At 43.2% G+C, this 24389-nt stretch carries 23 protein-coding genes; 6 read left to right on the forward strand and 17 right to left on the reverse strand.

Annotation, left to right across the window (positions count from 1 at the left end; all coding sequences use genetic code 11):
• Positions 1-359 precede the first annotated feature (359 nt).
• On the reverse strand, positions 360-1712 hold the full coding sequence (locus LY387_RS26040) for an ISNCY family transposase (protein WP_234496077.1): 1353 nt from the start codon (positions 1710-1712) through the stop codon (positions 360-362).
• Positions 1713-2208: 496 nt separating this feature from the next.
• On the opposite strand from LY387_RS26040, the gene LY387_RS26045 reads away from it, so the two are divergent.
• On the forward strand, positions 2209-3309 hold the full coding sequence (locus LY387_RS26045) for a hypothetical protein (protein ID WP_234498149.1): 1101 nt from the start codon (positions 2209-2211) through the stop codon (positions 3307-3309).
• 958 nt (positions 3310-4267) lie between these two features.
• Here LY387_RS26045 and LY387_RS26050 read toward each other — a convergent pair.
• Complete coding sequence (locus LY387_RS26050) at positions 4268-4852, reverse strand: hypothetical protein (protein WP_234498150.1); 585 nt, start codon at positions 4850-4852, stop codon at positions 4268-4270.
• Between the two features lie 1439 nt (positions 4853-6291).
• Here LY387_RS26050 and LY387_RS26055 point away from each other — a divergent pair.
• A complete protein-coding gene (locus tag LY387_RS26055) occupies positions 6292-6486 on the forward strand; it encodes a hypothetical protein (RefSeq protein WP_234498151.1) in 195 nt (64 codons plus the stop codon).
• Positions 6487-6488: 2 nt separating this feature from the next.
• Here LY387_RS26055 and LY387_RS26060 read toward each other — a convergent pair whose 3' ends face one another.
• Both LY387_RS26060 and LY387_RS26065 read right to left on the reverse strand, forming a co-directional pair.
• Positions 6489-6818, reverse strand: coding sequence for a DUF723 domain-containing protein (locus tag LY387_RS26060; protein WP_234498152.1), 330 nt, complete (start codon positions 6816-6818; stop codon positions 6489-6491).
• A 7-nt stretch (positions 6819-6825) separates the two neighbouring features.
• On the reverse strand, positions 6826-7416 hold the full coding sequence (locus tag LY387_RS26065; protein ID WP_234498153.1) for a DUF2913 family protein: 591 nt from the start codon (positions 7414-7416) through the stop codon (positions 6826-6828).
• Between the two features lie 386 nt (positions 7417-7802).
• Here LY387_RS26065 and LY387_RS26070 point away from each other — a divergent pair, with 386 nt between their 5' ends.
• The 4 genes from LY387_RS26070 (at position 7803) to LY387_RS26085 (ending at position 10574) form a co-directional block, all read left to right on the forward strand.
• Positions 7803-8477 (forward strand): hypothetical protein, encoded by a 675-nt coding sequence (locus tag LY387_RS26070; protein WP_234498154.1) that lies wholly within the window; start codon positions 7803-7805, stop codon positions 8475-8477.
• Between the two features lie 160 nt (positions 8478-8637).
• Positions 8638-8970, forward strand: coding sequence for a hypothetical protein (locus LY387_RS26075; RefSeq protein WP_234498155.1), 333 nt, complete (start codon positions 8638-8640; stop codon positions 8968-8970).
• Positions 8971-9138: 168 nt separating this feature from the next.
• Entirely contained in the window at positions 9139-9576 is a 438-nt protein-coding gene (locus LY387_RS26080) for a hypothetical protein (RefSeq protein WP_234498156.1), read from the forward strand.
• 107 nt (positions 9577-9683) lie between these two features.
• Positions 9684-10574 (forward strand): ArdC family protein, encoded by an 891-nt coding sequence (locus tag LY387_RS26085; RefSeq protein WP_234498157.1) that lies wholly within the window; start codon positions 9684-9686, stop codon positions 10572-10574.
• 43 nt (positions 10575-10617) lie between these two features.
• Here LY387_RS26085 and LY387_RS26090 read toward each other — a convergent pair whose 3' ends face one another.
• The 13 genes from LY387_RS26090 to LY387_RS26150 all read right to left on the reverse strand — a co-directional run bounded on the left by LY387_RS26090 (position 10618) and on the right by LY387_RS26150 (position 24377).
• On the reverse strand, positions 10618-10845 hold the full coding sequence (locus LY387_RS26090) for a hypothetical protein (RefSeq protein WP_234498158.1): 228 nt from the start codon (positions 10843-10845) through the stop codon (positions 10618-10620).
• Positions 10845-13061, reverse strand: coding sequence for a DNA topoisomerase (locus tag LY387_RS26095; protein WP_234498160.1), 2217 nt, complete (start codon positions 13059-13061; stop codon positions 10845-10847). Before LY387_RS26095 ends, LY387_RS26090 begins: the two co-directional genes overlap by 1 nt.
• Positions 13062-13126: 65 nt before the next feature.
• Positions 13127-13870 carry a MobC family replication-relaxation protein gene (gene mobC, locus LY387_RS26100; RefSeq protein WP_234498162.1) on the reverse strand — a complete coding sequence of 248 codons (744 nt, stop codon included), beginning with the start codon at positions 13868-13870 and terminating at the stop codon, positions 13127-13129.
• Positions 13871-13872: 2 nt separating this feature from the next.
• Positions 13873-14388 carry a hypothetical protein gene (locus tag LY387_RS26105; RefSeq protein ID WP_234498163.1) on the reverse strand — a complete coding sequence of 172 codons (516 nt, stop codon included), beginning with the start codon at positions 14386-14388 and terminating at the stop codon, positions 13873-13875.
• The gene (locus LY387_RS26110) at positions 14372-16528 is read right to left on the reverse strand and encodes a TraM recognition domain-containing protein (protein ID WP_234498164.1); all 2157 of its coding nucleotides are present in this window, start codon (positions 16526-16528) and stop codon (positions 14372-14374) included. The genes LY387_RS26105 and LY387_RS26110 overlap by 17 nt, the downstream gene beginning before the upstream one ends.
• Before the next feature lie 896 nt (positions 16529-17424).
• On the reverse strand, positions 17425-17832 hold the full coding sequence (locus tag LY387_RS26115) for an H-NS family nucleoid-associated regulatory protein (protein WP_234498165.1): 408 nt from the start codon (positions 17830-17832) through the stop codon (positions 17425-17427).
• Between the two features lie 29 nt (positions 17833-17861).
• Positions 17862-18269 carry a hypothetical protein gene (locus LY387_RS26120; RefSeq protein WP_234498166.1) on the reverse strand — a complete coding sequence of 136 codons (408 nt, stop codon included), beginning with the start codon at positions 18267-18269 and terminating at the stop codon, positions 17862-17864.
• A gap of 175 nt (positions 18270-18444) precedes the next feature.
• On the reverse strand, positions 18445-19035 hold the full coding sequence (locus LY387_RS26125; protein ID WP_234498167.1) for a hypothetical protein: 591 nt from the start codon (positions 19033-19035) through the stop codon (positions 18445-18447).
• A 66-nt stretch (positions 19036-19101) separates the two neighbouring features.
• Positions 19102-20655 carry a PcfJ domain-containing protein gene (locus tag LY387_RS26130; protein ID WP_234498168.1) on the reverse strand — a complete coding sequence of 518 codons (1554 nt, stop codon included), beginning with the start codon at positions 20653-20655 and terminating at the stop codon, positions 19102-19104.
• Positions 20656-20753: 98 nt separating this feature from the next.
• Complete coding sequence (locus LY387_RS26135) at positions 20754-21380, reverse strand: hypothetical protein (RefSeq protein WP_234498169.1); 627 nt, start codon at positions 21378-21380, stop codon at positions 20754-20756.
• 11 nt (positions 21381-21391) lie between these two features.
• Complete coding sequence (locus LY387_RS26140; protein WP_234498170.1) at positions 21392-21640, reverse strand: hypothetical protein; 249 nt, start codon at positions 21638-21640, stop codon at positions 21392-21394.
• Positions 21641-22075: 435 nt separating this feature from the next.
• The gene (locus tag LY387_RS26145; protein WP_234498171.1) at positions 22076-22675 is read right to left on the reverse strand and encodes a hypothetical protein; all 600 of its coding nucleotides are present in this window, start codon (positions 22673-22675) and stop codon (positions 22076-22078) included.
• A gap of 787 nt (positions 22676-23462) precedes the next feature.
• Entirely contained in the window at positions 23463-24377 is a 915-nt protein-coding gene (locus tag LY387_RS26150; protein ID WP_234498172.1) for a hypothetical protein, read from the reverse strand.
• Positions 24378-24389: the final 12 nt, after the last annotated feature.

A 24389-nucleotide genomic window follows, 5' to 3' on the forward strand; every position in this document is an offset into this window, starting at 1 on the left:
ATTGTTCAAATTATAATCAAAGTTCTCGCGTCAAATGTACGGCAAGGGATCATCTTTCCTTTGAATATCACTATAAGCTACCGATTTTGTTAAGGTGGTTTAGGTTGGGTACCTAGATGGCTTTAATGCGATGGATGAGAGCACTGATAAGCCACGCTGGAGACAGTCTACCTTCACTGCGTTTCGGTGGGTCAGTACTGTCTCTACATGTCCGCATTGCTCCCATATAGCAGCCAATACTCGACCTGGGTTTAAATTTTATACGGTATTTAATTCTGTTTGTTGTCAATCCCATTTTAAAATGTCCTCTTTTCTCCCAGGTAGAAATGTCTCTTTATGAGCTAAATAGAGTAGGTGAGTTAGGTTTTACTCTTAGATGCTTTGAAGGTTTCTGGTGTGATGAGAACTGGGTTTATAGCCCTTAGTTGTTCCTGAAGCGCTCTTTGTTGAGCTCTGCGTTTAGGGGCTTTTTTGCTCCGTGTGCGTTTCTGTTGTCGCTCGAATTCTTCTTGCTGCTGTTGAGCAAACTTTAGTACTTGACCTAATCGCTTGTTGTCGACAATTTGGGTTTGTTGAACATGCTCAAGCTTATCGAAAATTTTGAATTCCAACTTTCTGTGGCCATACACAATCGCAATGTCTCCGTTGGGATAGTCTAAGACTTTGACATGCTCGTGAACTAAGCGAGTATTTTCTTCATTTGGCTCAATAAGATAAACCACTTTGTCATATTGAAATGTCAACGATTTAGAGAGTTTACGTATTTCTTGCCAACTGAAAATATCGTCGAGTTCCTGTGTGGTTTCACGCACTTTTCGATGCATGTTTTTCGGATACATTGCCGGCTTAGCAAAGCGTCGATTGAAATCGGCAATGAAGTAGGGAAGCCAAGCATTCGCTTCTTCGATGGTGTTAATTCCTTGTAAGCGCATCTCTTTGACGAGTCGGTCTTGTAGCGTCAAGTTTACTCGCTCCACACGACCTTTAGCTTGAGAGCTGTTCGCACATATCAGTTCAATACCTAACTCTTTTAATACACGGGCATATTGAGTTTGACCGACTTGTTTTTGCTTTTCCTGATTCACCCGAAAAATCGAATGCTTATCGCTGTAGAACGCTACGGGTTTGCCGTGTTCATTAAGATATTCTCTCGTTGTTAGCATGTAATCAAAGGCCGATTCGGTTTCGCTGAACCTTAAATTCATCAGGCGGCCAGTCGCATCATCGATAAAGACCAGTAAACAACATTTGTCAGCGCGTCCTTCAAACCAATCATGGTGAGAGCCATCAATTTGAACGAGCTCGCCCAAACAATCACGTCGGTAGCGAGGTTGGTAAACTTTAGGCTTGCGTTGCGAATGTGGCGTCCATAAACCATCTGCAATCATCCAACTTCGTAAGGTCTCGTTAGATACTGGAAGGCTATGTAACTCCAATAGTTTTTCTCTAGCAAGCGTTGGAGAAAAATCAGAATAGTGATCACGAATCAGTTTTAAAACTGTGTCTCGGTAGTCACTAGGATAGCGGTTATTACTTGGCTTACCTCGAGCTTGGTGAGTCAATCCTACAGCACCGAATTCCCTCAGGCGATTCATAAGCCTCTGAACTTGGCGAACACTCAAATCAAGGATGTCTGCCGCGTCGACTCGTCGGATCCTACGATCGCAAACATCTTGGATTACTTTAAAACGATTGATATCAGAATCATTCATAGTCACTAGCATCTTAAACGCATCCTTAGCTGGTTGTAAGTAAAGCTTAGTGACCACGAGCTAAAGAGACATTTTAACTTTGGTAAATAGTGACATTACAACTTTGCGCTTACATTTGTTGTGCGTGATGTGTACCTTATGTTAAATTCACAAATTAAGCGTGACTTTTACCAACTTCGATGCAGCAAAAACAGATAATCGGTAAAAGTCACGCTTTCCTCCACCTATCCCTTCGATTTTTACTCTGAAAGAAAATTACAGATTTCTGCCAAATGTTAAGCGTTTGTGATGCGATCTGATTTCACCTCGATCTTCCCTCGTGACGGTCAAAATCATCACTTTTTGAATTTAATGCACTATAACTAACCATTTTGAGCAAAATAGCTCACTCAAGCTTACCTGAGTGAATTTTATGCTATTTGTTTGTATGTTAGTTTGATTGTTTGTATAATTACAAACGTACAAACAAACATTAAACGTGACAGAGGGACGTAACATGGCCAGAGAAAGAGTTTTTTCAGATCAACAAGTCATAGAAGCAGCCAATGCGCTTTTAGTTGAGGGTAAAAATATCAATGGAACGTCATTGCGTAACAAGATTGGTACAGGCCGCCCATCTGCTTTAATGTCTGCGTTTAAGGCTCTTGAAGATTCTGGCGAAATTCTAGCGCCAATGCTTCCTGACTCAACCGAGCAAACCATTACTCATCAAGAGCTACCGCCAGAAGTCGCAGAAAGGTTATCTATCATGTTGGGTGACGTTGAACAGCTAGTACATCAGATCAACGATCACGCTCATTACACCGTTGAACAACGTCTTAACCAAGCGATAGCAGAAGCTAATGAACGTGCCGCTAACGCTGCAAAGCGTGAATCAGAGTCCATTCAAGAGCAAGATAAAGCGTTCGAGCAGTTAGAAGATGCACTTGAAGCAAACGCTGATTTACAAGAGCAGTTAAAGCAGGAGCATAAAGAGAGCAGCCGTCTCAATGCCGCGTTGAATGTTGCTCAGAGTGAAACTAAAGTGGCGCTTGATACCGCTTCTGAGCGTGAGGAACGCTTAGCTGAGATGCAAAAGCAGATCACATCGATGCAAAAGCAGCTGAATATCGCCGAATCGGATAAAGCGAAAGCCCAAGGTCAAGTTGAGTCATTAAACAAACAGCTATCAGAAACAGGTCAAGAGCTAAAAGCAGCGCTCAGCAACCTCTCTTCATCGCAGCAAGCGCAAGCGAAGTCTGAAAGTCAAGTGGAGCAATTAAACAAGCAGTTAGAAGAGAAGTCAGAGGAAGTGATTGAGCTGAATACAAGCTTGAAAACGTCTGAGAAAGAGCTAGGTTCGCTGCAGGGACAGGTTGGTTCGTTAACGGCACAGATCGCGAATCAAAAGGCGGACAATGACCAGTTACAAGACAAACTCGATGAAGAGAAAGCGGCACATATTCGTGCTGAAAGTCGCATAGAAAGTTTAAATACAGAGCTGAGTAAGAAGAACGAAGCGCTCTTAGAGACACAAGCTTCTCTTGGTGAAGCTCAAAATCTGAGTGCGAAATTAGAAGGTCAGTTGATGCAGTACCAAAAGAACTCATTCAAATAAATAGTGTATCAAGAAAATATGTTGCTCCTTTGATACGTGATCTTCTTTATTCGTCACACATACTTTCTTGATACAGGTGAGATATGTTTCTAAGTCATGGTGTATTAATATCGGTTTCAACAAGTTGGATGCTATAGTTTTATAGCCTCGGACATTGAACGGATTTGTGCCACAGGCCGTTAATGTGTTTGTGATGCGATTTTGTTTCGGTTTGATTTTGCCTCGTAACCCTCAAAACGAAAACTTTTGACTGGGATGGTTAATCTTGACGCCAATATCGAGTATTGACGTGCAATCCCTTTGGAGCGCTGCTCCATTGTATAATTAGCAGCAATGTATAAACGACGGCGCGACAGACGCAGTGTCGGTCATATAAGGGTACATAGTGACGCGGTGGGTGGTGACATAAACGCTCTTTAATCAATTGTTCGATGCTCTCTTTCCAACATGTGAATGTAACTTGGTCTATACGGATAATTGTTATGCGGTATTCTAGATGTATATAGTCTCAAATCAACATCATACTTGACGTTTTCTCCAATGTTGGGACTAGTGATTTTAACATTTTCTATATTTGTAAAAGTTATCTCTAATGAATTAATATTAATCATAGATGAAGATCCTTATGATTAATATTGACTTAACCGCATGGCTCCAATATGCGATTAGTGAGGCATTGTAGCCATACATCACTTTCGTGTTTTGTTAAAGTATTAACTTAGATATTTATTATGATGAGGCAGTCCGTTATAGTTAGGAAACGTAGTACTGCATTCTGTATAAAGGTGCCCCCTAAAACATGCTTCTCTTTCCTTTGCGTTAGGCTAGGAAAGAGTAGCATAGGTAATTTGATTTTTTGGTGTAAATGGGTACACTGTGAGGGATAATGATGATTAAGCTCTACCATGTAGCCCTCATTCTATTTTACGGAGCTCCTATAAGCTAACTCTGTATTCGATTATAAATTAAGTAATCGATATGGAGGTTCTGTACCAATAATTCGACGATAATCATTATCAGAGTTTTTTATCAAATTTACATCAATGTCATCAACTAAATTTAAAGGATAAACAGACATTAGTACACCGTCATCGTCGAGTCCATATTGGTGGCAGCCTACCTCTGGATCTGGAATATATCGTGTCTTTATAACTAAATCCCTTACGTCTGCTAGGTTAATTAGCATAGACTTATTTTCTAGCTCCGGAGGTGAATAATAGAGTGTGGAGGGTTTTATAACAATTTTTTTTACGTTCTCTTCTGGACCAGTAAATGGATACTCCCTTCCTATATGAACATAAGCTTCACCAGTGCAGTCAGAAGTTGTATATAAATCTGTAATTACATCTGAATCTTTACTAATTCCTTTAAATGAGTCTATGACATATGCATAATCCCCATTAATCCCAATCATCGTACTACGTGTATTAATGATTGTTTCAATATTATTAAAAATAACTTTATTATTACTATCAACAATAATTGAGTCTGCTGAAGCAGACAAACTCATAATCATCGCAGGTATATATAAGCTTTTCCTCATAATTCCACCATTATTTGCTAATTAAGATTTAATATAAAATAACACTCTTCTCCAAACTATAAAAGAGCTTAATTTTTATTATTATTTTAAAAGTTAATTATATGTGGCTTATTAGAGTTGTGGGTGCGATATTTTTTCTATTAACTTTTCGTGTTTGCTTACATGCCCTTCCTCTCCATTAATTTGTTCGGAAATCTTATTAATTGAAGGGAATTGGTGGGTTGAAGAGAGCATTTGATTCCTCTCGCGATATAATTTGCGCGCCTCTTTTATAACATAAACTAGGCTCTCTCACTGAGTACAGTGATGCTTTGAGCGTGCCTCCATACTTATTTAACACAGATATTCGCAACTTCGGTAAACGCAAGGTAACGAGCCACGAATGCTTTGTTACGTATCGCCATCACCAGAGTAAGATTGAAGGTGGTCAACATCGATCTCAGTTGCTTAATGACCAACGCTTAGGGAGAGCGAGCAAGAAAGCGAAAACTCTACTGGCGGATTATCCCAATGTAGTCAGCGTTCATGAGCGTGGCCTATTGCTGCCAAAGCGAGTGCAGAGACTGGGCGGGCGGTTAATACGGTTCGAAAAGTTTATGATGTACTTAATTTTAGGGTAAATACGTGACTACTTTAATGTCTGTTCCAACAAGTTGGGATGCTTAGTTTTATAGCCCCGGACATTGTGCGGATTTGTGCCACAGGGCTAATGTGTTTGTGATGCGATTTTGTTTCGGTTTGATTTTGCCTCGTAACCCTCAAAACGAAAACTTTTGAGTGAGATGGTTAATCTTGACGCCAATATCGAGTATTGACGTGCAATCCTTTTGGAGCGCAGCTCCACTGTATAATTAGCAGCAACGTATAAATGACGGCGCGACAGACGCAGCGTCGGTCATATAAGGGTAAATAGTGACGCGGTGGGTGGTGACATAAGCGCTCTTTAATCAATTGTTCGATGCTCTCTTGTGTATCGAGCAGTGTTAAACCGTGACAGCTGAGTGCGAGCTCGATGGTGTACCCCGTATACCCTCGCCATTGTTTGATAATGAAATATCGGATTTTCATGATAGGTGGTTGGTTTTATCGCCTCTGACACTCACTTAGTGTAGTTGACTGCGCGATAGGAGAGAGGCAGTGGTAGGACCATTGATGACTGAATGCAATAGAAAGTGAGTTGTATATCAACGGTATGAATATCATGGTGTACAGTCTTTGTTGGTTAAGTAATAATCGTTCTGTTTTATTCTGAGAGAGGCACTTTCGTGTGTTTGTAAGTGGGATTTGACGGGGTACAAACGGGCTTGTCACTTACTTAAGAATCATTAATTCATCGTTGATGTTGAGAATGTTATCACAAGCGCACTGCATGCAAATGAGTATGTTTGTAGAGCGATGCTTGGTAAGATGGTTTTGTTGAGTAAAAGGTGTTGGGACCGATGAAATCAAAACAGAAAGAGCAGTTTTATCAACACATTGTTGAGGCGTTGGCTGAGTTAGGGACAGAAGAAACCTTGAGTTGTATGGCGCGTTTTATGTCAGCCGTGGCGCATCAGCAAGGCACTAAGTTGGAGTTTGATTGCGACCTGGCTTACATTCATGTAAACCCTAAAGTGACGGCGTTGCGTCATTGAGGTTACTCAAATATTTTTTTCAATAGATCAGGGTGTTGGGTTTGATAACCACGGACATTGAACTGGTTGGCCCCGCAGCCATCGATGGCTCTTTTTTTGTTGTAGTTCTCTCGCCTTTTCTGTCTTGCGGCTTCTCGCCCACAATGAGGGCAACCGATGTCTCTGGCCAGAAAGTTGTTCGGCAGTACCCGGAATTCTCCATGATGAGGGCAAATGATGGTCACTTGTACGCGGTTGTGCTCGTACTGAATGTTTGAGTAATCATAGAGGTCCCCAAACTTTTCTTTGGCCTTGGCTAAAAATTGTGCCGCTCTTTTTTCCTTGTCCATCATAGATGGTTTAATGCTTCATTGCAGGATGGAGGAGTAGGTGGGCTTGGAAGGTGTCACTGTTCCATTCTTTCATTTCGGCCTGGAAGCAGCCATGTTGGTTAATAATATCAATAAGCTCAGGCGCGCGCTCTAGTTGGATAAGCATTGACATCGGCGATACTTGGTTGTCATCCTCATCGATACAGTTTTCAATGTGGCTTTCTAACATATACAAAATACCTGGCTCTGGTGTTTGACCCTCCTCAAATAACTTCGACTCAATACCTTCATGGTCATAAAGGTAAACCAGTAAGCTGTAGAGCCTTTCTGCGCCAATGATTTTGGTCTCTTTGGCCTTGTCGTTTAACTGATACAATCGCCTTTCTAAGTTCCCTCTCTTATGACGCCCGACTTGAAGCATGAGTTTGATGTCTTTTTTAATGTTACTGTAAGCTTTATCACTCGCCTTCGGCTTCAGATAACGTATCAAAATCTCATTGCGTTTCGCAGTAGGAATATGACGCTCTGATACTGAAATTTTGCATAATAGGTGAAGCAAGGCGTTACTCACAACTTGGTGAAGGTTCCGGTAGTAATCAAAGTCTTTGATGGGTTGCATAAGGTTTTGAAGCGTTTCTCTATAGTCAGTTATGGTCTCTTATCTTTCAGCGCTGGCGAGCATGAAGATAGTACATCTGGTGAGAAAGATATGGAGTGTGGATCGAATGTTTTCAAGATGCTTAATGTTAATCTAGCCTCGAAAAGCGATTAAAGAGCTTGGGGCATGAGGTTTATACGGAATCAGGGGTAGATATGTTGGGTTTTGTGTTAATTTTGGCCTCGGTGACATTGCAGGCATTCGCTTTGTCTCGTGTTAGTTTTCAGTTTAGTAGTGGGGAAATTATGATTTTCTCTGCGGCTTCCTTTTTCTTATGCTCGCTATTTTTTCTGTGCAAACTAGTGGCTTCGAACAATTTGAATCTCACTAGGGAGAAGGTGCTGTCATTGGCAAAGATGAATTTATATACTTTGTTAGCATTCTTCTCGTTTCATTTGGCTTTAATCTATATTCCAGCTTCCAGTGCTGCTCTATTTGAATCGGCAGTAGCTGTGGTTGTAGTCTCAGTGATAACTCGTGAATCTGTTGGTAGGTTGGCACAAGCTTTGACCATTGCTTTGCTAACTCTTTTGTTTGCAGTTAAGGTCAATGCAATAGAAGCAGCGTTGTTGCTTGGTTTGGTTTTAGCGGCCCTCGCCGGAATCGGTGCTGCGCTAATTTCATTAAAGTCGAACGCTAAGTTTATGGGTGATTTGTCCATTGATGAAATCTTGGCATTTCGTTTTCTATTATCAGGTATTGTCGCTACAGGTGTCGTCTTTTCAACTGGTGCTAGCCTTAGCGAGGAAGTGGGGCTAGTCGAGGTGTCTGGGCTTTCTATATTTGGTTTTGTACTCCCGTTCTTTTTACTTCAAAAAGGAATGGAAGTCACTAAGCCTGTGCTGACGGTCTGTATGCTATCAGTGATTCCTGCTATTTCTTACTTGTTTGAGTCAGCGCTATATTCAGAACCTTCGATTCAAGAAGTGATGTTAATATGCAGCTCGGTGACCTTAATAGCCTGGTTTTCTATATCGGATATTATAAAAACTCGAACTAAATCAGTATCGGTAGGCACTTAGTTAAAATGGTTGAAATATGATGGCATATTCACCATACTGGATATACCCACACTTCTGGAAAGTGTGGCAGATTTCCATCAACGCGTGGGAACTACACTAATCAATAAGCCTCATAGGGAAACGTCCCTATGGGCGTTTCTCCTTAATAAAAGGAGATAATATGGATAATGAAATGAACACCGTACAGATACCGGCTGAAAAATTGGTTGATGCCTTGCTTCATGCGAAGCAGTTTGAGCATCACTATGCCACTCAAGAGTCGGTAGATAATCTGAAAGAGTTTGTACGGGAGTTAAAGGCGGATAACAACAAGCGGTTTGAGCAGATCGATAAGCGATTTGAGCAGATCGATAAGCGATTTGAGCAAGTTGATAAGCGTTTTGATAAGCGTTTTGATAAGCTGGAAGGTAAGTTTGATCGCCTTCAATGGCTAATCGTTGTTCTGACGTTTACGGTGTTCTTTAAAGAGCACATTTTGAAATTCTTCGCTTAACTGAATTACACACCAAATTACCTATCATAGCGGATACTTGCGACCCAGCCAGTTTTTCTGGTGAGCGTGATGTCCTGCTTTTTTGCGGATACCTCCGCGCCCTGTCAGTTCGTCTGACAGCGGTCAGATGGATGAACAGTTTATTTTTGTTTATCTAGAGAGGTTTCTATGCAACACGAACCAATTTACGCCAATCTTGTGAGTTACGAGCCTATTGCGCGCGAGTATATTGCGTCTGTGTCTCAAACTTACGTTCATTTTGAATGTGGTATGAAGCTCATAGGAACAAAATGCTGCGGGATAAATCAGGATTTAAGGCGGGTAAAATGGGGCATTGTAGAGCTAAGCAATGGAGGGTGGTTTGCCTTTCCAAATGCGGACGTTGGGTATGACATGACGCCACGCTCTTTGGGAATGGCTATCATGCTGTTTCTTTTTGAGAAGTTCTACCTCAGTGCAAGGAAACACGGTTTAAACGCCGAAACCAAGCACTTTGAGGCTCTGTTAAATCAATTATCAAATTATGTGTATCAACTCCCCAATATGGACGAGATTTTTCGTGTTCATTGGGCGTTGAGTTGGGAAGACCGACTGAAACACGCATAACAACAATCATTTGTAGCGGAACACTCCGCAAGGCAATGCCAGTTCGTCTGGCATTGGCCAGCCGAATTAGCGTTTTTTTAAATCGACTAATTCAAGGAGTGGTTCTTATGACTACACACCAATCAAAAACAGACTTTTACCAGGAAGTGACAAACCAAATCATAGAAGCGTTGGAGCAAGGCATTAAGCCATGGTCATGCCCTTGGGAAGTGTCTCAAGCGTCAGGTATTCCAAGCAATTTTTCGACGCATTCAGAGTATCAAGGCATGAATATCATGCTGCTTTGGATGAGCGCTCAAATGCATCGTTTTTCGTCGTCGCAGTGGCTGACTTTCAAGCAAGCGAAAGCACTTGGAGGTCAGGTACGAAAAGGTGAGAAAGGAACGCATATCTTTTTTTACAAAACGGTAGAAAAAACGGGTGTGAATGAAAAAGGCAAGGAAGTGGAAGAAAGCTATCCGATGCTGAAAACGTACTGTGTTTTCAATCTTGACCAAGTGGAAGGGATTGAGCGTCCAGTCACTATCGAGGCTCAGGACAACCATGACATAGAAACGTTGGACAATGTGGAAGCATTTATTGCACAGACCGGCGCGTCGATAAGTTATCACGGTCAGAAAGCGTATTTCAGGCCATCGACGGATGAAATTGTGATACCAGAGCGTGAACGATTCCATCATACAGCGGATTTATACGCCACAATCATGCACGAGCTAACGCACTGGACGGGTCATTGGAGCCGTTTAAATCGCGAGAGTAAAGGTAGGTTTGGGAGTAAGGATTACGCGTTTGAGGAGTTGGTGGCAGAGTTAGGCGCAGCGTTTTTAATGGCGGACTTTGGCATTACTGGTGACGTTCAACACGAATCGTACATTGCGAGTTGGTTGGAGGTATTGAAAAATGACAAGCGTTATATTTTCAAAGCCGCCGCCCAAGCGAGCAAAGCCCATCAATATTTAAAAGCATTTGAGGAGACGTTGGTGTCCAAAGCTGCTTAAACTAAAGTGCCCGATAGTTTCTACTATCGGGCTTTCTTTTGAGTTAAGCGCAGTGGCTAACTTGAGGTGGGTAGAGCGTGCGACCATCTGAAAATGATAAGCTGGCGATATGGGAAGTATTGACCTGGTGAAGCAAGTCTTTGGGAAGGTGCGTACTAATAAAAGTACAATACAAGTGCCTCGAGGCGGTTTCACCCCGATTAAGCAACACCTGTAATTGGGTTGGAGTCAGCGCGACAATAAAGCGGCACTCTTCGATAGTGTTAGACATTACAACTCACCTTTGTCTCTATCTGGGCGCCCATCTTTGTCAAAATAACGCACTTTGCAGCTAGGAAAGCCTGAGCAGCCCCACCAAAAGTTACCAGGTTTTTTGGTGGGGCGTTGGATGAGCGGTTTGCCACATTGACCACAGGCTTCATCTTCACGCATCGTGCCGTTATTTTGTTTAGGCTTGGGGTTGAGGTTGGGCTTTCCATTATCGTTAGGAAACGTGGTTTTACAATCAGGGTAACGATTACAAGCCCAGAACGCGCCATTTTTAGCGTTACGTTTTAATAATCGGCCTTGTTGACATGTTGGGCAAGTGATCCCTTCTCTTATTGTGATTGGAACTCCATGCTCTTTGACATGCTCAACACGGTGCTCGATGTACTTATCTACCGCCGCGATAAAGCGCTCTAAGTCGTACTCTTGTTTTGCTATTAAATCAAAATCTCCTTCCCAAATCGCAGAGATATCGGGCATGATGATTTCAGGTGGGAGTAGGGCACAAAACTCTTGTCCTGCTTCGGTGGTTTTAAATACAGGGTTTTTGTAGCCTTTTTCTTTGCCAACCTGAATCAAATGTTTCAAGCTACGCAATTTTTCGATGTGACCACTTCGCGTAGCTTCTGTCCCTATTGAGCCGTTTTCCCCACGAGTATTTTTATCTTTGGCTTCCAGTTGCTTACGCAGCGCCGCGTCTTTAACAAACTTTGCGGCTTCGGTCATCGCTTTGAGCAAACTGGCATCATCGAAGAGTTTTGGCGGCTTAGTGTCTTTCTCGATGACATCGACCGCGTCACAAGGTCCTGTCTCGTCTTTTGACAGCGTGGTTAAATCCCCTAGCTGCGCATTGGGCTTGTCCTGGTGTTCGCCTTTAAAGAGGACTTCCCAACCTTGAGTGAGCAATGTGGATTGCGTGGCGCGATAGATACGGCTCATGACGCAGCCCACATCGACGGTGGTCTTTTCTCTGATGGATTCAGGATAGAACAACGCGATGAAGTGCTTGGCGACCAGTTCATAAATACGCTGCTCTTTTTCAGACAGCGCTGACGCATCACCTTGTTTTTCCGTTGGGATAATGGCGTGGTGCGCTTCGATTTTAGAGGCGTTAAACGCTTTATGCGTCGAACTAAGGGCTGCGCCATGTAACTGTGAGGTAAGGTTAGGCATCGTGGCTTTGATCGCATTGAGAATGTCAGGAGCCGCCTCTAGGTGGGCGTCACTGAGGTATTGGTTATCACTTCGTGGATAAGTGAGTAGCTTGTGCTTCTCGTACAAAGCCTGAACAATGTCGAGGGTGTCTTTGGGTTTATAACCCCATCGTTTTGAAGCTTCAATTTGCAGCTTGGAGAGATTAAACGGCATAGGTGGCTGACGCACCTCTTTTTTTGTTTCGACGTGCTTAATGGTCCCTTCGGCTCCTGTGTCAGCGATTTTGATGGAATGGGCTTGCGCTCCATCAATTAAGCGATTGTCTTCGTCTAAAAATAGGTGTTCATTAGGTTGCAGTTTGCCTTTTACCGTTTGGTGGCCAAACTGGAACGTCCCGTATAACTCAAAGTAGGTTTGTTTTTGGTGGTTCTGGTTTGCTAAGGTTCGTTCATTGACCATACCGATTAAGGCGCTGATGACTCGACCGATATTGAGCACACTATCAAAGCCTTTTTCACGAGCTTTTAGGGTATAAGAGCGAGTAAGGTTATAGCCAAAAGACTGATCGGCCAACGCTCTGGCCATGGCTTTTTGCGTTAATGGCAAAAACTCAGCATTGGGGCGCATGTTGGCGAGGGCTTTTTTCACTGGCTTATCGTTTAAGTCGGCGATTAATAGTCGCTCAACGGGTTTGGTGTTGCCCGCGTACATCAAGATCTCATCAATCAACAAGCATCCTTCAGGGTCGGGGTCGCCCGCATGGACAATGCGGTCAGCTTTTTTGACCCAATCGAGCACAATCCCCAATTGCTTTTTTGAGTCTTGGCGAGGTTTGAATGCCGGAGGGTAAGGCGTTTTGATGGGTAAGCTGTCCAAAGTCCAGCGTTTAAGGCTTTCGTCGTAGTCTTCGGGATCGAACAATGCCAGTAAGTGCCCGAAACACCATGTGACAATGTCACTGCCTTTTTGGTAATAGCCGTGTTTCTTTTCTGTGTCGGGGTTGCCGCCCAGTCCTTTAAAAATGGCGGTAGCGAGTGAGGGTTTTTCAGCAATAAATACGCGCATAGTGGTGCTCCAATAAAAAACGCTCTACCGAATGGAGAGCGTATTTAGGGTGGATGGAAATAGGGTTATCGAGTGACTTGCAGGTTTTTTAACCCTTCGAGTGTCAGAATGATGAAATGATCGTTCCGGTAGTGCTCAAACGGTTGCCTTGATTCATCAAAGGCGATGTATTTCACGTTATCGAAACGTCGATTGAGGTGCTTTTTAAAATTGTCGTCTTTGACCACATACACGGCGCCTTGCCAGTAGCCTTTGTTGTACGCCACGATATGACTTTTCAAAATTGAGCGATAGCGAGTAGGAGTTTTTAACGTCAATTCCGTTTCAATGGCGTAATTGACACCAGTAGGCGTGGTGAAAACAGCATCAGGACGATGCTCGACGTCGTATTTATCTTTGAATACTTGACGGTCACCGTTTTGCCAACTGTGCCAATCCTGTTTAGAGAGCGTTAGGTAGACTCGTTGGTTCATCAGCATGTGGTTAAGCGTGGTAAATTTAACGCGTGAGGGTTCAAATGCTTGCATGACTGGAGGGCTGTTTTCATCATAATCACATTCCCCTAATCCTTGTTCGGTGATCCCCCATAATGCAATATCGCCTGACTCAAATTTTAAGGTGTGTTTTTGAACAACCCCTTGCTTTACAAGTTTTTTGAGTAAGCTGTAAATATTTTGCTTTTGAGTGTTCAAAAGTAATAAGAGATTGCTTAAATTCGAATACCCTTCCATGCTTAAAAAATTCAATATCAACTGGCGTTTTTCTTTGCCTCTTCGTTTTGCATCCTCAATGTGCAAAAGTTTAGCCATGCTTATCCTCCTTTGCGGAGCTTATGGAATTGAACCGCGGTGTATGACAATCGATTGAGTAGTTTTTTAAGCTGGTTAATATGTCGGCTTTTCTCCTTTTTGCTGATGTGCGTCATCATTTCACCGCTTTTCAGCGCCTTTTCTATATCCACAAAAAGCACGTCCGTTTCTAAGAAGGCTTTCAGTAACATAGCGGGGGCGGAGTTGAGTTTCTTTTCATCAAAATGTAATGCGTATTGCTGAAATTGGACGGGGGTGAAGTCGATATCGCCACACGACCCAGAGAGGATTTGGTGCGCTTCTCTAACGTTTTGACGGTACGCCACCAAATGCTCCTCAATATTTTGTAGCGTTGCTTCGGCAAACTTTTTTACGTCTTTGTGTCTAGGGTTGGAAGCAAAGGCCAGGACTGAAAACACACTGTCATAGGTGAACTTTCCATCAACTACATAAGGCTTTGTTTGAGGGTGAGGGGTGTCCCATAGATAATGTAAGGTTTGGTTAGAGAGCGTCAGCATCGTCGAATTCCTTCATGGATTGATTGAATTTTTTGATCATGTCTTCTTCACTCAGTGTTGGTTTTGTTTGAGTGTACGTTTTTTGGGGAGTTTGTTTTTTAGCGTTGTCATTTGTCGCTTCCTTCGTTAAGGGGTCTAGCGGCGAGTTTGACAAGGTTGCCGTCATGTTTTCTTCTTGGGTGTGTGCTTTGTGATCCCCTGAGTTCGTGTTTTCGTTCTCAGTGAGTCCCAATCCTTTCTTATCTGAATGAATGGAGGGGGTAGGTGTTGGCTCTTCGGTATTGGGTGAACCATTTTCTGGTGCAGCATCTTCTTGAGATTCACGGTCTTGTGATGATGTTTCTTGTGTTTGTTGCCGCAATGGAGAGTCGTTTTTCGGCTCAGTAGCTTCGATGTCTTGTTCAGCTTCTTGCTGAACTGGCGTGACGACAGCCGCGTTGTCTTCTTGAGTAATTTGATGTACCTGTAACTCAGATTTTATGACTTTGATAGGGGAGATCAAAGACGGTTTCGGGGTGTCTGATTCGGTAAAGATGTAACTGACAAAGGGCGGTAAGTTCAGCAACATATTGGTATCCACATATTGCCGCTCTGCTTGTCGAATGTTGCGCTTTGATTCCACCACTTCGGATAATGACGCGTCTGTCTCAATGTAACGGGTTTCATCATCGACTAAAATAATCCCCGACATTTTCGCAATCCAATCGGCGGTTTCTGGATCTTGAAGTTTATACACCAATTTGAACTTGGTGTTTTCAACGACGGCGCCAACGACGGCGTCGCCGTTCAAATCCGCAGGGCAATCACGCAAGTCGGCAACGGATTGGTGTGCCAGTAACAAATGCACGCCTTTATCCCTGGCGGCTCCCAATCCTTCCATAGCCGGTTTGGAAATATGGTATTTCAATTCATCCAAAAAAATCGCAATGGGTCTTGGTGTTGTATTGACACGATCGCGGGTTTCGGCAATTTGAAACAGTCGAATGAGTAACATTTTTTGCGCGATCAAGATCTTCGAGTTGCGCATACTGCCAATGATGTAACAGCACCCACCCTTATCGAATATGGTGCGCAAGTCGAGACCGTCTTTAGCGTTAATGGCTTCGACGAAAGACATTTCTTCCATCTTTCCAAAAAAGGCTTTCACGGTGTCTTGTAACCCTTGAACGTAATTTGAATGGAAGATCCCACGCAGAGTTTTTCTTTCGTCGTCGCTTGCTTCCAAAGGCGCTTTCCTTGCCGCCTTTCGGTCATCAATTCGATAGAAGTCCGCTATATCCCCTTTTTCAGCAAAGCTAAATCCTGCGACCAATAATTCCTCTATTTGGTCTGGGGTTGCGCCGGCCAGTAAGTCCAGTTGAGGTGTTTCTTTGCGAAGGTCGATTAAGTAAAACGGTTTTCCCGCATCTTCACAGGCTTTGCGCATTAAATGAGGCGCAAACTCGTCGTCTTTTGGATCAAGAACAAATACGCCTTCGTCTGCCTTGATCAACTGGTAAAGAATAAGTCCAGAGGCCACCCCTTTGCCAGCACCGGTAGTACCGATGATATCTGCGTGCTGTTTTCTGAATTTTTCTGTTGGGATGTATTGAGGGTTTCGCTGAGTGTCCAACCCTACAAATATCCCTTTTTTAAGATCAATGTATTGCAGAGGATCGTACTCTGTAGTTTCTGGTAATAATTCTTTTACGCTACGAACATCGGTGCGAGTTTCGCGCTCTGCTTTGGTGCGTTTAGTGAAGCGTAACTTGAGTTGATTCAGCATTGGAGTGTAAGTACGGCGAAGGTAAATATGACTCACGATGCCAGCAATAAAGACAGGGATGAGTAACCATTGAGAAAGGGGATAATGTACGGCTTGTGGCGAGACGCCATACATCTCTTTCGTAAGATCAATCAGTGCAGGAACGGTCCAGTTCGAGAGCGTACCAAAGATAAAAAGCACGAATGCCGAGGCAATAAACAGTCGTCGCACAACGGTATCTTGTTCTTCTCTCTCGGGTTTGTTGAAGTGCAAAATAGGCATGATCAATCCCGAGAGAAAACTGAGAATGATCCCAAAGTAATAGGTAAAAACATAGAGCGTTGAAAGGATATTCAACGCCACGAGATAGAGCTGATATTCGATGCGATCGAGCATGGTGTGTATCCTATGAAAATGTTATTTTCTTATGACAGTTAGTTATGCCTTCTACCTATGACAGTTACTTATGTCCGAGAGTAATAAGTAACTGTCATAGGTAGCAGTCATAGGTAGCCCTCTTAAATCCTGCCCTTGGAGGGGTAGGATTACGAGTTAGTCCAGAGGACTAATCATTAAAAAAGCCGCGCTTTTTCAATGGATTGGAATTATGATCCTTCGTCCTGAACGTCCTCACGCTCACAACCCCAATCTAAGAGCAAAAGAAGCCGAAAACCGCCGCGCGCAGGCGCGACCAAGCCCCTCTGGAAGAGGAAATAGTCCCCATTTTGCCGCTGCGTAAACTTGCTTGCTCAAATGTCTCCTTTTCCACTAACCAGACGGGCTTGGTCTCGCCCACTTCGACGGTTTTCGGGGGCAAGCCCCCAAAACAAAATCGACCTCTGGGAGGAGGTCTCGTCTTAATCGCTGGACGCTGGACGTTTTGTTTCGGCTCCCCCGCCTGAGCCTTCGGTCGGGGACTCCCTCGTCTCAGGTTCTTCGCTGAACGCTTCGACCCTAAAGGGCTGCAACCTAAAGCTCGCTTAGTGCTCGCTAAGGTTGAAAAAACGAACGCTTTCAACGCCTCTATCGACGTCTCAAAATGGGGGCGTGAGAACGCCCAGAAGTCCCATTTTGTTCCGTCTCTTTCAGCGTTTCGGCTTGTCGTTTTTTACGCTTCCTCCCATCACGTTCTAGCAATTTAACAATCCTTGGGGGATTGAAATTGCACGGTGATGGACGGGCGCGAAAGGGCGATTTTCCGTGTAGGAAAAATCGTTTTTGCGGGTCGAGTTTGGAGTGAGTTAGTGGAAAATTCTTAGTGAGTGAACGTCAGTTGTTTGGGATAGTCGGCCTCACTCTGGCTGCAAAAAATCGGCGAGTTCCAATCCTTCATCCAGCATCTTTTGCATTTCTTCGGGGACGTCTCCTTCGCCATTCCATGTTTTGTTGTCACCGTAACGGTAGGTTTTTGGTGTGCCTTTTGTGCCTGTAGACTTGCGTTTTTTGGCTTTTCTTTGAGGCTTCATTAAGCTAACAAGCTTGTCAAAGTCGAGCCCTTTATTGAGGATTTCCTCGCGCATTTCTTCGAGCGCTTGGCGCTCTTGTTGTTCGTGTTCAGCTTGCTTTTGGGCTTCGTGCTCTTTCTCTTCTTTTATGGAAACTATGTTATCCAGTATCCGTTTAATTTGATGTTGAGTGGCGTGTTTTAGTAATGACTTTGCTCGTCTTTGGTTGGTTAGTTGCTGGATGATTTCGGTCATTAGGGAACCTCATTAATAATAAGTAAGAATCATTGATATGAGTCTGCTTCATCTTGATCAATCAACTTCATTGTCAATAGTTGGGAAATGACAGAGCCAATTGTCCGTTGATGAGCTTTAGCAATTGTTTTTGGTGATAAATCTTGTAAAAAGGCATCTTTTAACTCGATTTTTTCACTTTCTGTCCATGAAAAACCGTGTCGTTCTGGTTTTCCTTCTAGGCGGTTTTGGGCGCTCCTTTCTTCTAAGCTTTTCTTTTTTTCTTGGATTAAACGTTCCTCTTCTAGAGATATTTCCAGTTCTTCTATTAATGCAACGAGAAGCTTAATGTTGTTGTAATCTTTCATTATGGATGTGTTTGAAAGAGGCTTGTTGGTTACTGGGTTGTTTCCTGAAACGAGGGATTTAAGTTGACCTAAGAAATCACTTTTGCGCACGGTTAATTATCTCCAAGAGTAGTTGAGTCAATTAATACTTCTTGATACTAACTGAAAAATTTCAGTCTTTGGATTGTTTTAAAAGTGCGTTGTCTATCGGGGGAATCGAAGGTCTTTAGATTTGATCGAATTATTGAGAGGTTTAAAGGCGGTATTGCCTACAAGACGTATTCACTTATCGCCATTTCTGTGCGTATTTAATCGCTCGCTTCTGATCTATTCGTGAGCGCCAATTGGCTTTCGTCAGAGCTTTACTAAAGCGTTTCTCAGGTGCGATAAGTGTGTACAAACCTTTCCTATTGAGGGCGTTGGTGAGCACGTCCATATCGTGCCAGCGTAGGTAAGTGGTTTTAGCCAGAGTCTTCCCAAATTCAAAAACTTTCGGTACTCCCATTAACGCGGCAAAGGCGATATCTTTTGTCGCATGAGGCTTTGGACAGTGGCCGCAATGACTCACCAACGTGACATCATCAAACATCTCAATATCTTCCAGTAATAGGTAGAGTGTTTCCAATCCATGGATATGAGCGAGCCAGTGACCGACACCTTCTAGCAAATGACGTTTGATTTCACTTTTAGGAAATTGCATATCCGGCTGTGGTTTGTAAACGCCATAGACGATGGCCATATCCAAGCTTTGCTTGTCATTGTCGGTTGGCGGGGCGTCTTGGAATTCGTCGATACCTTGGTTGAACGCGTATATTTCGGCGGCATCCACCAAAGGGCGAAATGCCGCACCTTCTAAAGTGATAAGTGCATATTGCATGAAAGCTTTCCTTAATAGATTGGACGGGTTGGTCGATACGCTTTTAGTGAGAACAAAGCGTAAGGGTTAAGATTGAAACGTGATTATCTTCGTATTGATTTGTTGAATAAGCTGTCTGGTCGCTTGCTCCATTTCGCGACTGCTCAGTTCGTTTTGAGCACCTCTTAGTTGGTCATACTGGCACTGTAAGGTAATAGGGTCTTGAGATAACCCTAGTGTGGCGCGCTCCTTTTCTCGCTTAAGTGAAAACACTCGATAGCGGCCTTTAGCGCAATCCTCCAAATAGGAAAACACACAATGCTCCATCTCACGACCTTCTTGCCTTAGTCTCTGTCCTGCCGTGATTTCTTCTATGCTTACTTTGGGTAGCATGTAGGCGTTTTGGCAAGATGTCCAAGTGGTGGCGTCAAGCGCTTCGGCTTTCGCTTGATTCTCCACATTGAGCTTGGCTATCCATCGTTCGTGCTGCTGCGTCAGAGAGTACCAAGTTTGGTTTTTGTGCAGCGCCACCTCTTCATTGAGCATCCAATCCCAAATATCTTGAAACTGATTCAGCGCACGCCGCCATTGGTCTTTCTGTTTTCTGACTTTTACTTGACCTGCCATCGGTAAAAAATAGTGTGCCCAGCGCTGTACGATATGCACAATGAGTTTGTTCGATGGTATGGGTCGTCGGTCGTCGTAGCATGGGTCTAGAGGCACCCGTGCAATAATGTTCAACAGTTTCAGGACAATGCTGCTTGGATAGGCGCGAAGCATGCCAAGTACGGGAAGTAACTGAGGAGCGTGGTGAAGGTGTTCTATCAACCAATGTTGTACTTGTCTTTGTTGCTGGTTGATTTTCCTCACCATGTTTTTAGTCACATCACCTCTTACGCACGTCAATAAATACGAATAACTAAACAGCTCTGGGTGATGGTAATGTTTTCTGTGGACTCGCGATAACCAGGGAAGCCACAATGCCTGCGTTTGAAACCTCTGCACATCCAGTTTTTGGTTCGCTAATGCATGGACCGCTTTAAACGACGTGGCACTCAACGAACATTGATGGATTTTCAAATACAAAGACAGTACAGGTTTGTCTACAAAGGCCCAGAGATATTTCGCGAGACTTTTGCCAGCTCTTCTAGAGTCATCACCAAGAATAGCAAACTGATTGGTGAGCCGTTTGGTGAGTAACTCCCTGCCCCATGGTTGGTCGATGGGTATTAGGTGTTCTGAGCGTTCACGTTTATCAAAGCGTTGGTTTGGTATAGTCTTAATAGCACTTTGACGGTTGGGTGCATAGACTTGAGTTATCCCTTGCTTAACGAGGTCTTTTAACAATGCATCGAGCACCGTATCCAATATCAGCTGAAAATGATGAGAGATTTGACCACCACAATATTGTAGTGCGAATCCTGGTATATACGATGTACGCCGCCATGACCACACTGACATCATGTCATCCGTTATCTGTAAGGTTTTACGTTCAAACGTAACCGCGTGCGTGCGGTGGTGCTTTACCATTCGATAAAACCCGCATAGCTCTAACGTGTCAGCCTCTGGTTGCTCCACGTGCTTGACCATACGCATCCAAGTCTGACTGTTTAACCAAGCCCTTAATTCTGACCAATCCATTACTCCATAGTTGAGCGCGTGCGAACGCCTATAGAATGCCTGGGTTACTGATTGAGAGAGATGAATGTCGGTATTAGGGAAAGAGAAGGATACGTGCATTAGTCTACCTCTTGATATTTATCTAAAAAGACCAATACTGGGTTTGCGGCGATGCGGTCGCGAATATCTAGGGTAAACCTGGCGCTTTGCCATCCACGACCATTGTTTATGACTTCTCCACAAAATAAGGATTTAAAATCATGTTCATAAAACCAACTGTCTTCTTCATTTGTTAGGGGATAGTCGTATGAACCATAAGTGTGAGGGTATTGGTTATTGACGCGACGGTGAGACGCGATGATGATTCGGCGGCGACGTTCCTCGTCACGTTTGTAGACGCCTAGGTAACGACATACTTTGAAAAAAGCACGAAGCTGTTGTTCATTAATGTCATTTTCGAATTGTACCTGACCTTTATTGACAGTGAACCCGCCTTGAACCCAACACCATTTACGTGTGGATTTGGAACTCAGTGTCCAGATACCGACAAATTCATAGCGGCCCTTCGTGCGTTTTTGAATGTAGGCTTGGCCATAATCAAACCCGCCTCGGTTATTGGATTGGCGGATGGCGCCTAATGACAAGGTTTCATGGTTACGGAGTTGATTGATTTTGGTTTTATAATACAAGGGCCTACGGCAGTGCTTTAACAAGGTCAATAAGCTCATTGTGATGGGGGGGTCCATATCTCCTCCACTTACATGTTGTTTAGCTCAATCCTCATGGAGCTATAGTCGATTAATGCGGCACTGCCATAGGCAGAGCGGTGATTAGGTGGGTAATAATGATTGACTAAAATGCCATTCGGTTCGCAATGATGGGATGGCCAATCGATTTGACTGTACTGAAACGTTATATCGGTAAAGGGGGGCGTTAATAACGTTGCTTTGACCTTTATATTGAGTAATGACTCAGGGTGAGAAGAAGGAAGTTCTACGTTAAACATATTGGTATTCCGATGGTTTAAAAAGGCGTTGAGGAAGAGGTCGAACTAGGTTGAAGCTTGCCCGTCTCTTTGGATGTCGTTGTGCTTTTGATATTTCAGCGTTTAAGGGCTCGCCGTAGGCGTACTCCTTTCGCCTCAACAAGAATTAGATTCTTATAGCAGGCAAAAGCGAGCTGTTTCTGAATGATGGTTGGGTTTAGTGCAGTCCGATACCGAAAAGTAAGCCAATAACAATCTCAAGCATAAATCCTACGGAAAGAATACGTGTGTTGTTGGTATGGAACTGTTTGTGAGTAATGCCCAACATAACCTCCTTAAGTATTCTCAATGACTTTTTGAGGCTTGTTTCATCAAGGGTGAGTAAGTAGGTGGCATACACGTTGCCAAATGCAATTAGTTCAAAGTGATCAATGCGTAATTGCCATCTAATTAGAGCTATTTTTTAGATAAAAACTTAATAATTGACTTGACAGATCTTTTGAAAAAGTTGGATGATTCTTCTGCGACTTCTGCGACTTCTGCGACTTCTGCGACTTCTGCGACTTCTGCGACTTCTGCGACTTCTGCGACTTCTGCGACTTCTGCGACTTCTGCGACTTCTGCGACTTCTGCGACTTCTGCGACTTCTGCGACTTCTGCGACTTCTGCGACTTCTGCGACTTCTGCGACTTCTGCGACTTCTGCGACTTCTGCGACTTCTGCGACTTCTGCGACTTCTGCGACTTCTGCGACTTCTGCGACTTCTGCGACTTCGACTTCTGCGACTTCTGCGACTTCTGCGACTTCTGCGACTTCTGCGACTTCTGCGACTTCTGCGACTTCTGCGACTTCTGCGACTTCTGCGACTTCTGCGACTTCTGCGACTTCTGCGACTTCTGCGACTTCTGCGACTTCTGCGACTTCTGCGACTTCTGCGACTTCTGCGACTTCTGCGACTTCTGCGACTTCTGCGACTTCTGCGACTTCTGCGACTTCTGCGACTTCTGCGATACCAAACTTATTGAAAGGTAAGCTAAATTCGTTCGAAAAATGCAAAGAAATGAACTCAAAATACTCGATATTAAAGTTTGAATTATTATTAGCATTTTTGTAATTTAAGAAAAATATATAAGGATGTAGTGTCACCTTTTTCTCATTTTTCTTTGCGTCAATATAGTGTTCTTTAGCTGATTTTAATAGGGCTTGGTACTCTAGCTGAAAGGCTGCTTTTTGATTTTTTGACCAGTTTTGGGTGGAAATCGTTAAAGTATAGTGTTCTCCTTGATATGTGGGGAGAAGAGTCAATATCATATCATCTTCATGCATTTCTTCTCGCTGAGTAAATTTTATCTTGCAATAGAAAATATGACCTCGTAGATAATCCTTGTCATTTATTACTCTCTGAAAGGTACTTCTATAAGTTTTTTCCTTGTTTTCTGGAAGCTTTAGCGGTTTGGTTTCGGCACTGTCTGGATCATTTAAATAAAAATCAACGACGGCATCTAAGTATCTAGAGCTTCTTCCTTGGGGTTGAGTTTGTTTTGGAAGGTTACTGTTTTGGGCTGATGTTCTCGTGTAACTGTGCGAGCTATTCTTAGCTATAGGGAGTGTTATTTGACTGACGTGCGCCGTGAAATCAGTATTTTGAGTCCCACCTTTTTTTTGACGTTTGCGATGGTGTTTAGATTGACAACCGTCTTTGTGTTTCTCTCTATATTTAAAATAGGAGCCTTTTTTGTTATTTAACTTGAAGGAGCTTGGTATAGCAGGAATTGCACAATTGTCATATGGACATACATAGGTAGAAGATTGGATCTCATCATCATCCATCGCTCGCAGTTTTTCACCATGGATTACTTCCCGTGTTTCCTTGTTCATTGCTATGGTCATGATCAGAGCCTTGTTTTAACCTTTGAATGTTCATGATCTCATCATAATGGACAAATTCAGTAAAGGGGCTATTGGTGTTTATTTCAATCCGCTTTAAACATGCTAATAATTGGCTTACAACGTGATCGTGTTGCTCTAGCGTTCTTGGTGCTTTATCGTTCCATAAGTTATGAGTGATTTGTAGTATTTCTTCCATCGTGTCTGTGTTGATTTTTCCTTGTGTGTCAATTAAACACCCAGCGATAACATTGATGATAAATAAAGCCAATCGATTTAACTCACGGTAGCTAGCTTTGAAATCTAAGTCTTCTGAAGGAAGTTGTTGTTCGAATCGTCTGCTCGCTTCCTTATGGACTTTGTGCCAATAAGTTGGGGAATTTTCAGCTCCTCGTGAAAAAGAACAGTCAAAAATCTCTTCCCAATAAGCGAACCCCAATGACCGTTCGATCATTTTGTTTTGATACCACTCTACATCTCTTTCAAATTGTGCTTGATCAGGAAGAGTTGATGGCTTCTGTTTATCGTTCACTATATCTGTGTGTTGTTGGGTAGTTGTATTGCCAATGACCTTTGGCCGGTCTCTGACAGGGCTGCCGCTCTTTGATTTACTCGTATTGGATTTACAAGCGCACAGAAACGACAAATATTCGTCATGAATGAGGGCATGGTTTCTTGACCAAGGTGTTTTGGATTGACTGAAAAATTGAGTTTGATTCTCGATAGTAGTAATTAACTCTCTGTACTCGTCTAGGTGCTTCTCTAAGGGAACCTGATAATCAAGTTGGGACAATGAAATCAAATCATTAGGGATAAGTTTAAGTTTTTGAAGCAGCTTTAGAGCTATTGTTTGAATAGTAGATGCGTTCATGTATTACCTCTG

Source organism: Vibrio maritimus (assembly GCF_021441885.1).
GTDB lineage: Bacteria > Pseudomonadota > Gammaproteobacteria > Enterobacterales > Vibrionaceae > Vibrio > Vibrio maritimus_B.

Coding starts and splice junctions, on each gene's coding strand:
- LY387_RS26115 (WP_234498165.1), bottom strand. CDS start 17,832: ATGACCGAAATCATCCAGCAACTAACCAACCAAAGACGAGCAAAGTCA.
- mobC (WP_234498162.1), bottom strand. CDS start 13,870: ATGGCTAAACTTTTGCACATTGAGGATGCAAAACGAAGAGGCAAAGAA.
- LY387_RS26075 (WP_234498155.1), top strand. CDS start 8,638: ATGGATAATGAAATGAACACCGTACAGATACCGGCTGAAAAATTGGTT.
- LY387_RS26150 (WP_234498172.1), bottom strand. CDS start 24,377: ATGAACGCATCTACTATTCAAACAATAGCTCTAAAGCTGCTTCAAAAA.
- LY387_RS26125 (WP_234498167.1), bottom strand. CDS start 19,035: ATGCAATATGCACTTATCACTTTAGAAGGTGCGGCATTTCGCCCTTTG.
- LY387_RS26130 (WP_234498168.1), bottom strand. CDS start 20,655: ATGGATTGGTCAGAATTAAGGGCTTGGTTAAACAGTCAGACTTGGATG.
- LY387_RS26055 (WP_234498151.1), top strand. CDS start 6,292: ATGAAATCAAAACAGAAAGAGCAGTTTTATCAACACATTGTTGAGGCG.
- LY387_RS26140 (WP_234498170.1), bottom strand. CDS start 21,640: ATGTTTAACGTAGAACTTCCTTCTTCTCACCCTGAGTCATTACTCAAT.
- LY387_RS26040 (WP_234496077.1), bottom strand. CDS start 1,712: ATGAATGATTCTGATATCAATCGTTTTAAAGTAATCCAAGATGTTTGC.
- LY387_RS26080 (WP_234498156.1), top strand. CDS start 9,139: ATGCAACACGAACCAATTTACGCCAATCTTGTGAGTTACGAGCCTATT.
- LY387_RS26085 (WP_234498157.1), top strand. CDS start 9,684: ATGACTACACACCAATCAAAAACAGACTTTTACCAGGAAGTGACAAAC.
- LY387_RS26045 (WP_234498149.1), top strand. CDS start 2,209: ATGGCCAGAGAAAGAGTTTTTTCAGATCAACAAGTCATAGAAGCAGCC.
- LY387_RS26065 (WP_234498153.1), bottom strand. CDS start 7,416: ATGCAACCCATCAAAGACTTTGATTACTACCGGAACCTTCACCAAGTT.
- LY387_RS26110 (WP_234498164.1), bottom strand. CDS start 16,528: ATGCTCGATCGCATCGAATATCAGCTCTATCTCGTGGCGTTGAATATC.
- LY387_RS26135 (WP_234498169.1), bottom strand. CDS start 21,380: ATGGACCCCCCCATCACAATGAGCTTATTGACCTTGTTAAAGCACTGC.
- LY387_RS26050 (WP_234498150.1), bottom strand. CDS start 4,852: ATGAGGAAAAGCTTATATATACCTGCGATGATTATGAGTTTGTCTGCT.
- LY387_RS26090 (WP_234498158.1), bottom strand. CDS start 10,845: ATGTCTAACACTATCGAAGAGTGCCGCTTTATTGTCGCGCTGACTCCA.
- LY387_RS26095 (WP_234498160.1), bottom strand. CDS start 13,061: ATGCGCGTATTTATTGCTGAAAAACCCTCACTCGCTACCGCCATTTTT.
- LY387_RS26060 (WP_234498152.1), bottom strand. CDS start 6,818: ATGATGGACAAGGAAAAAAGAGCGGCACAATTTTTAGCCAAGGCCAAA.
- LY387_RS26105 (WP_234498163.1), bottom strand. CDS start 14,388: ATGCTGACGCTCTCTAACCAAACCTTACATTATCTATGGGACACCCCT.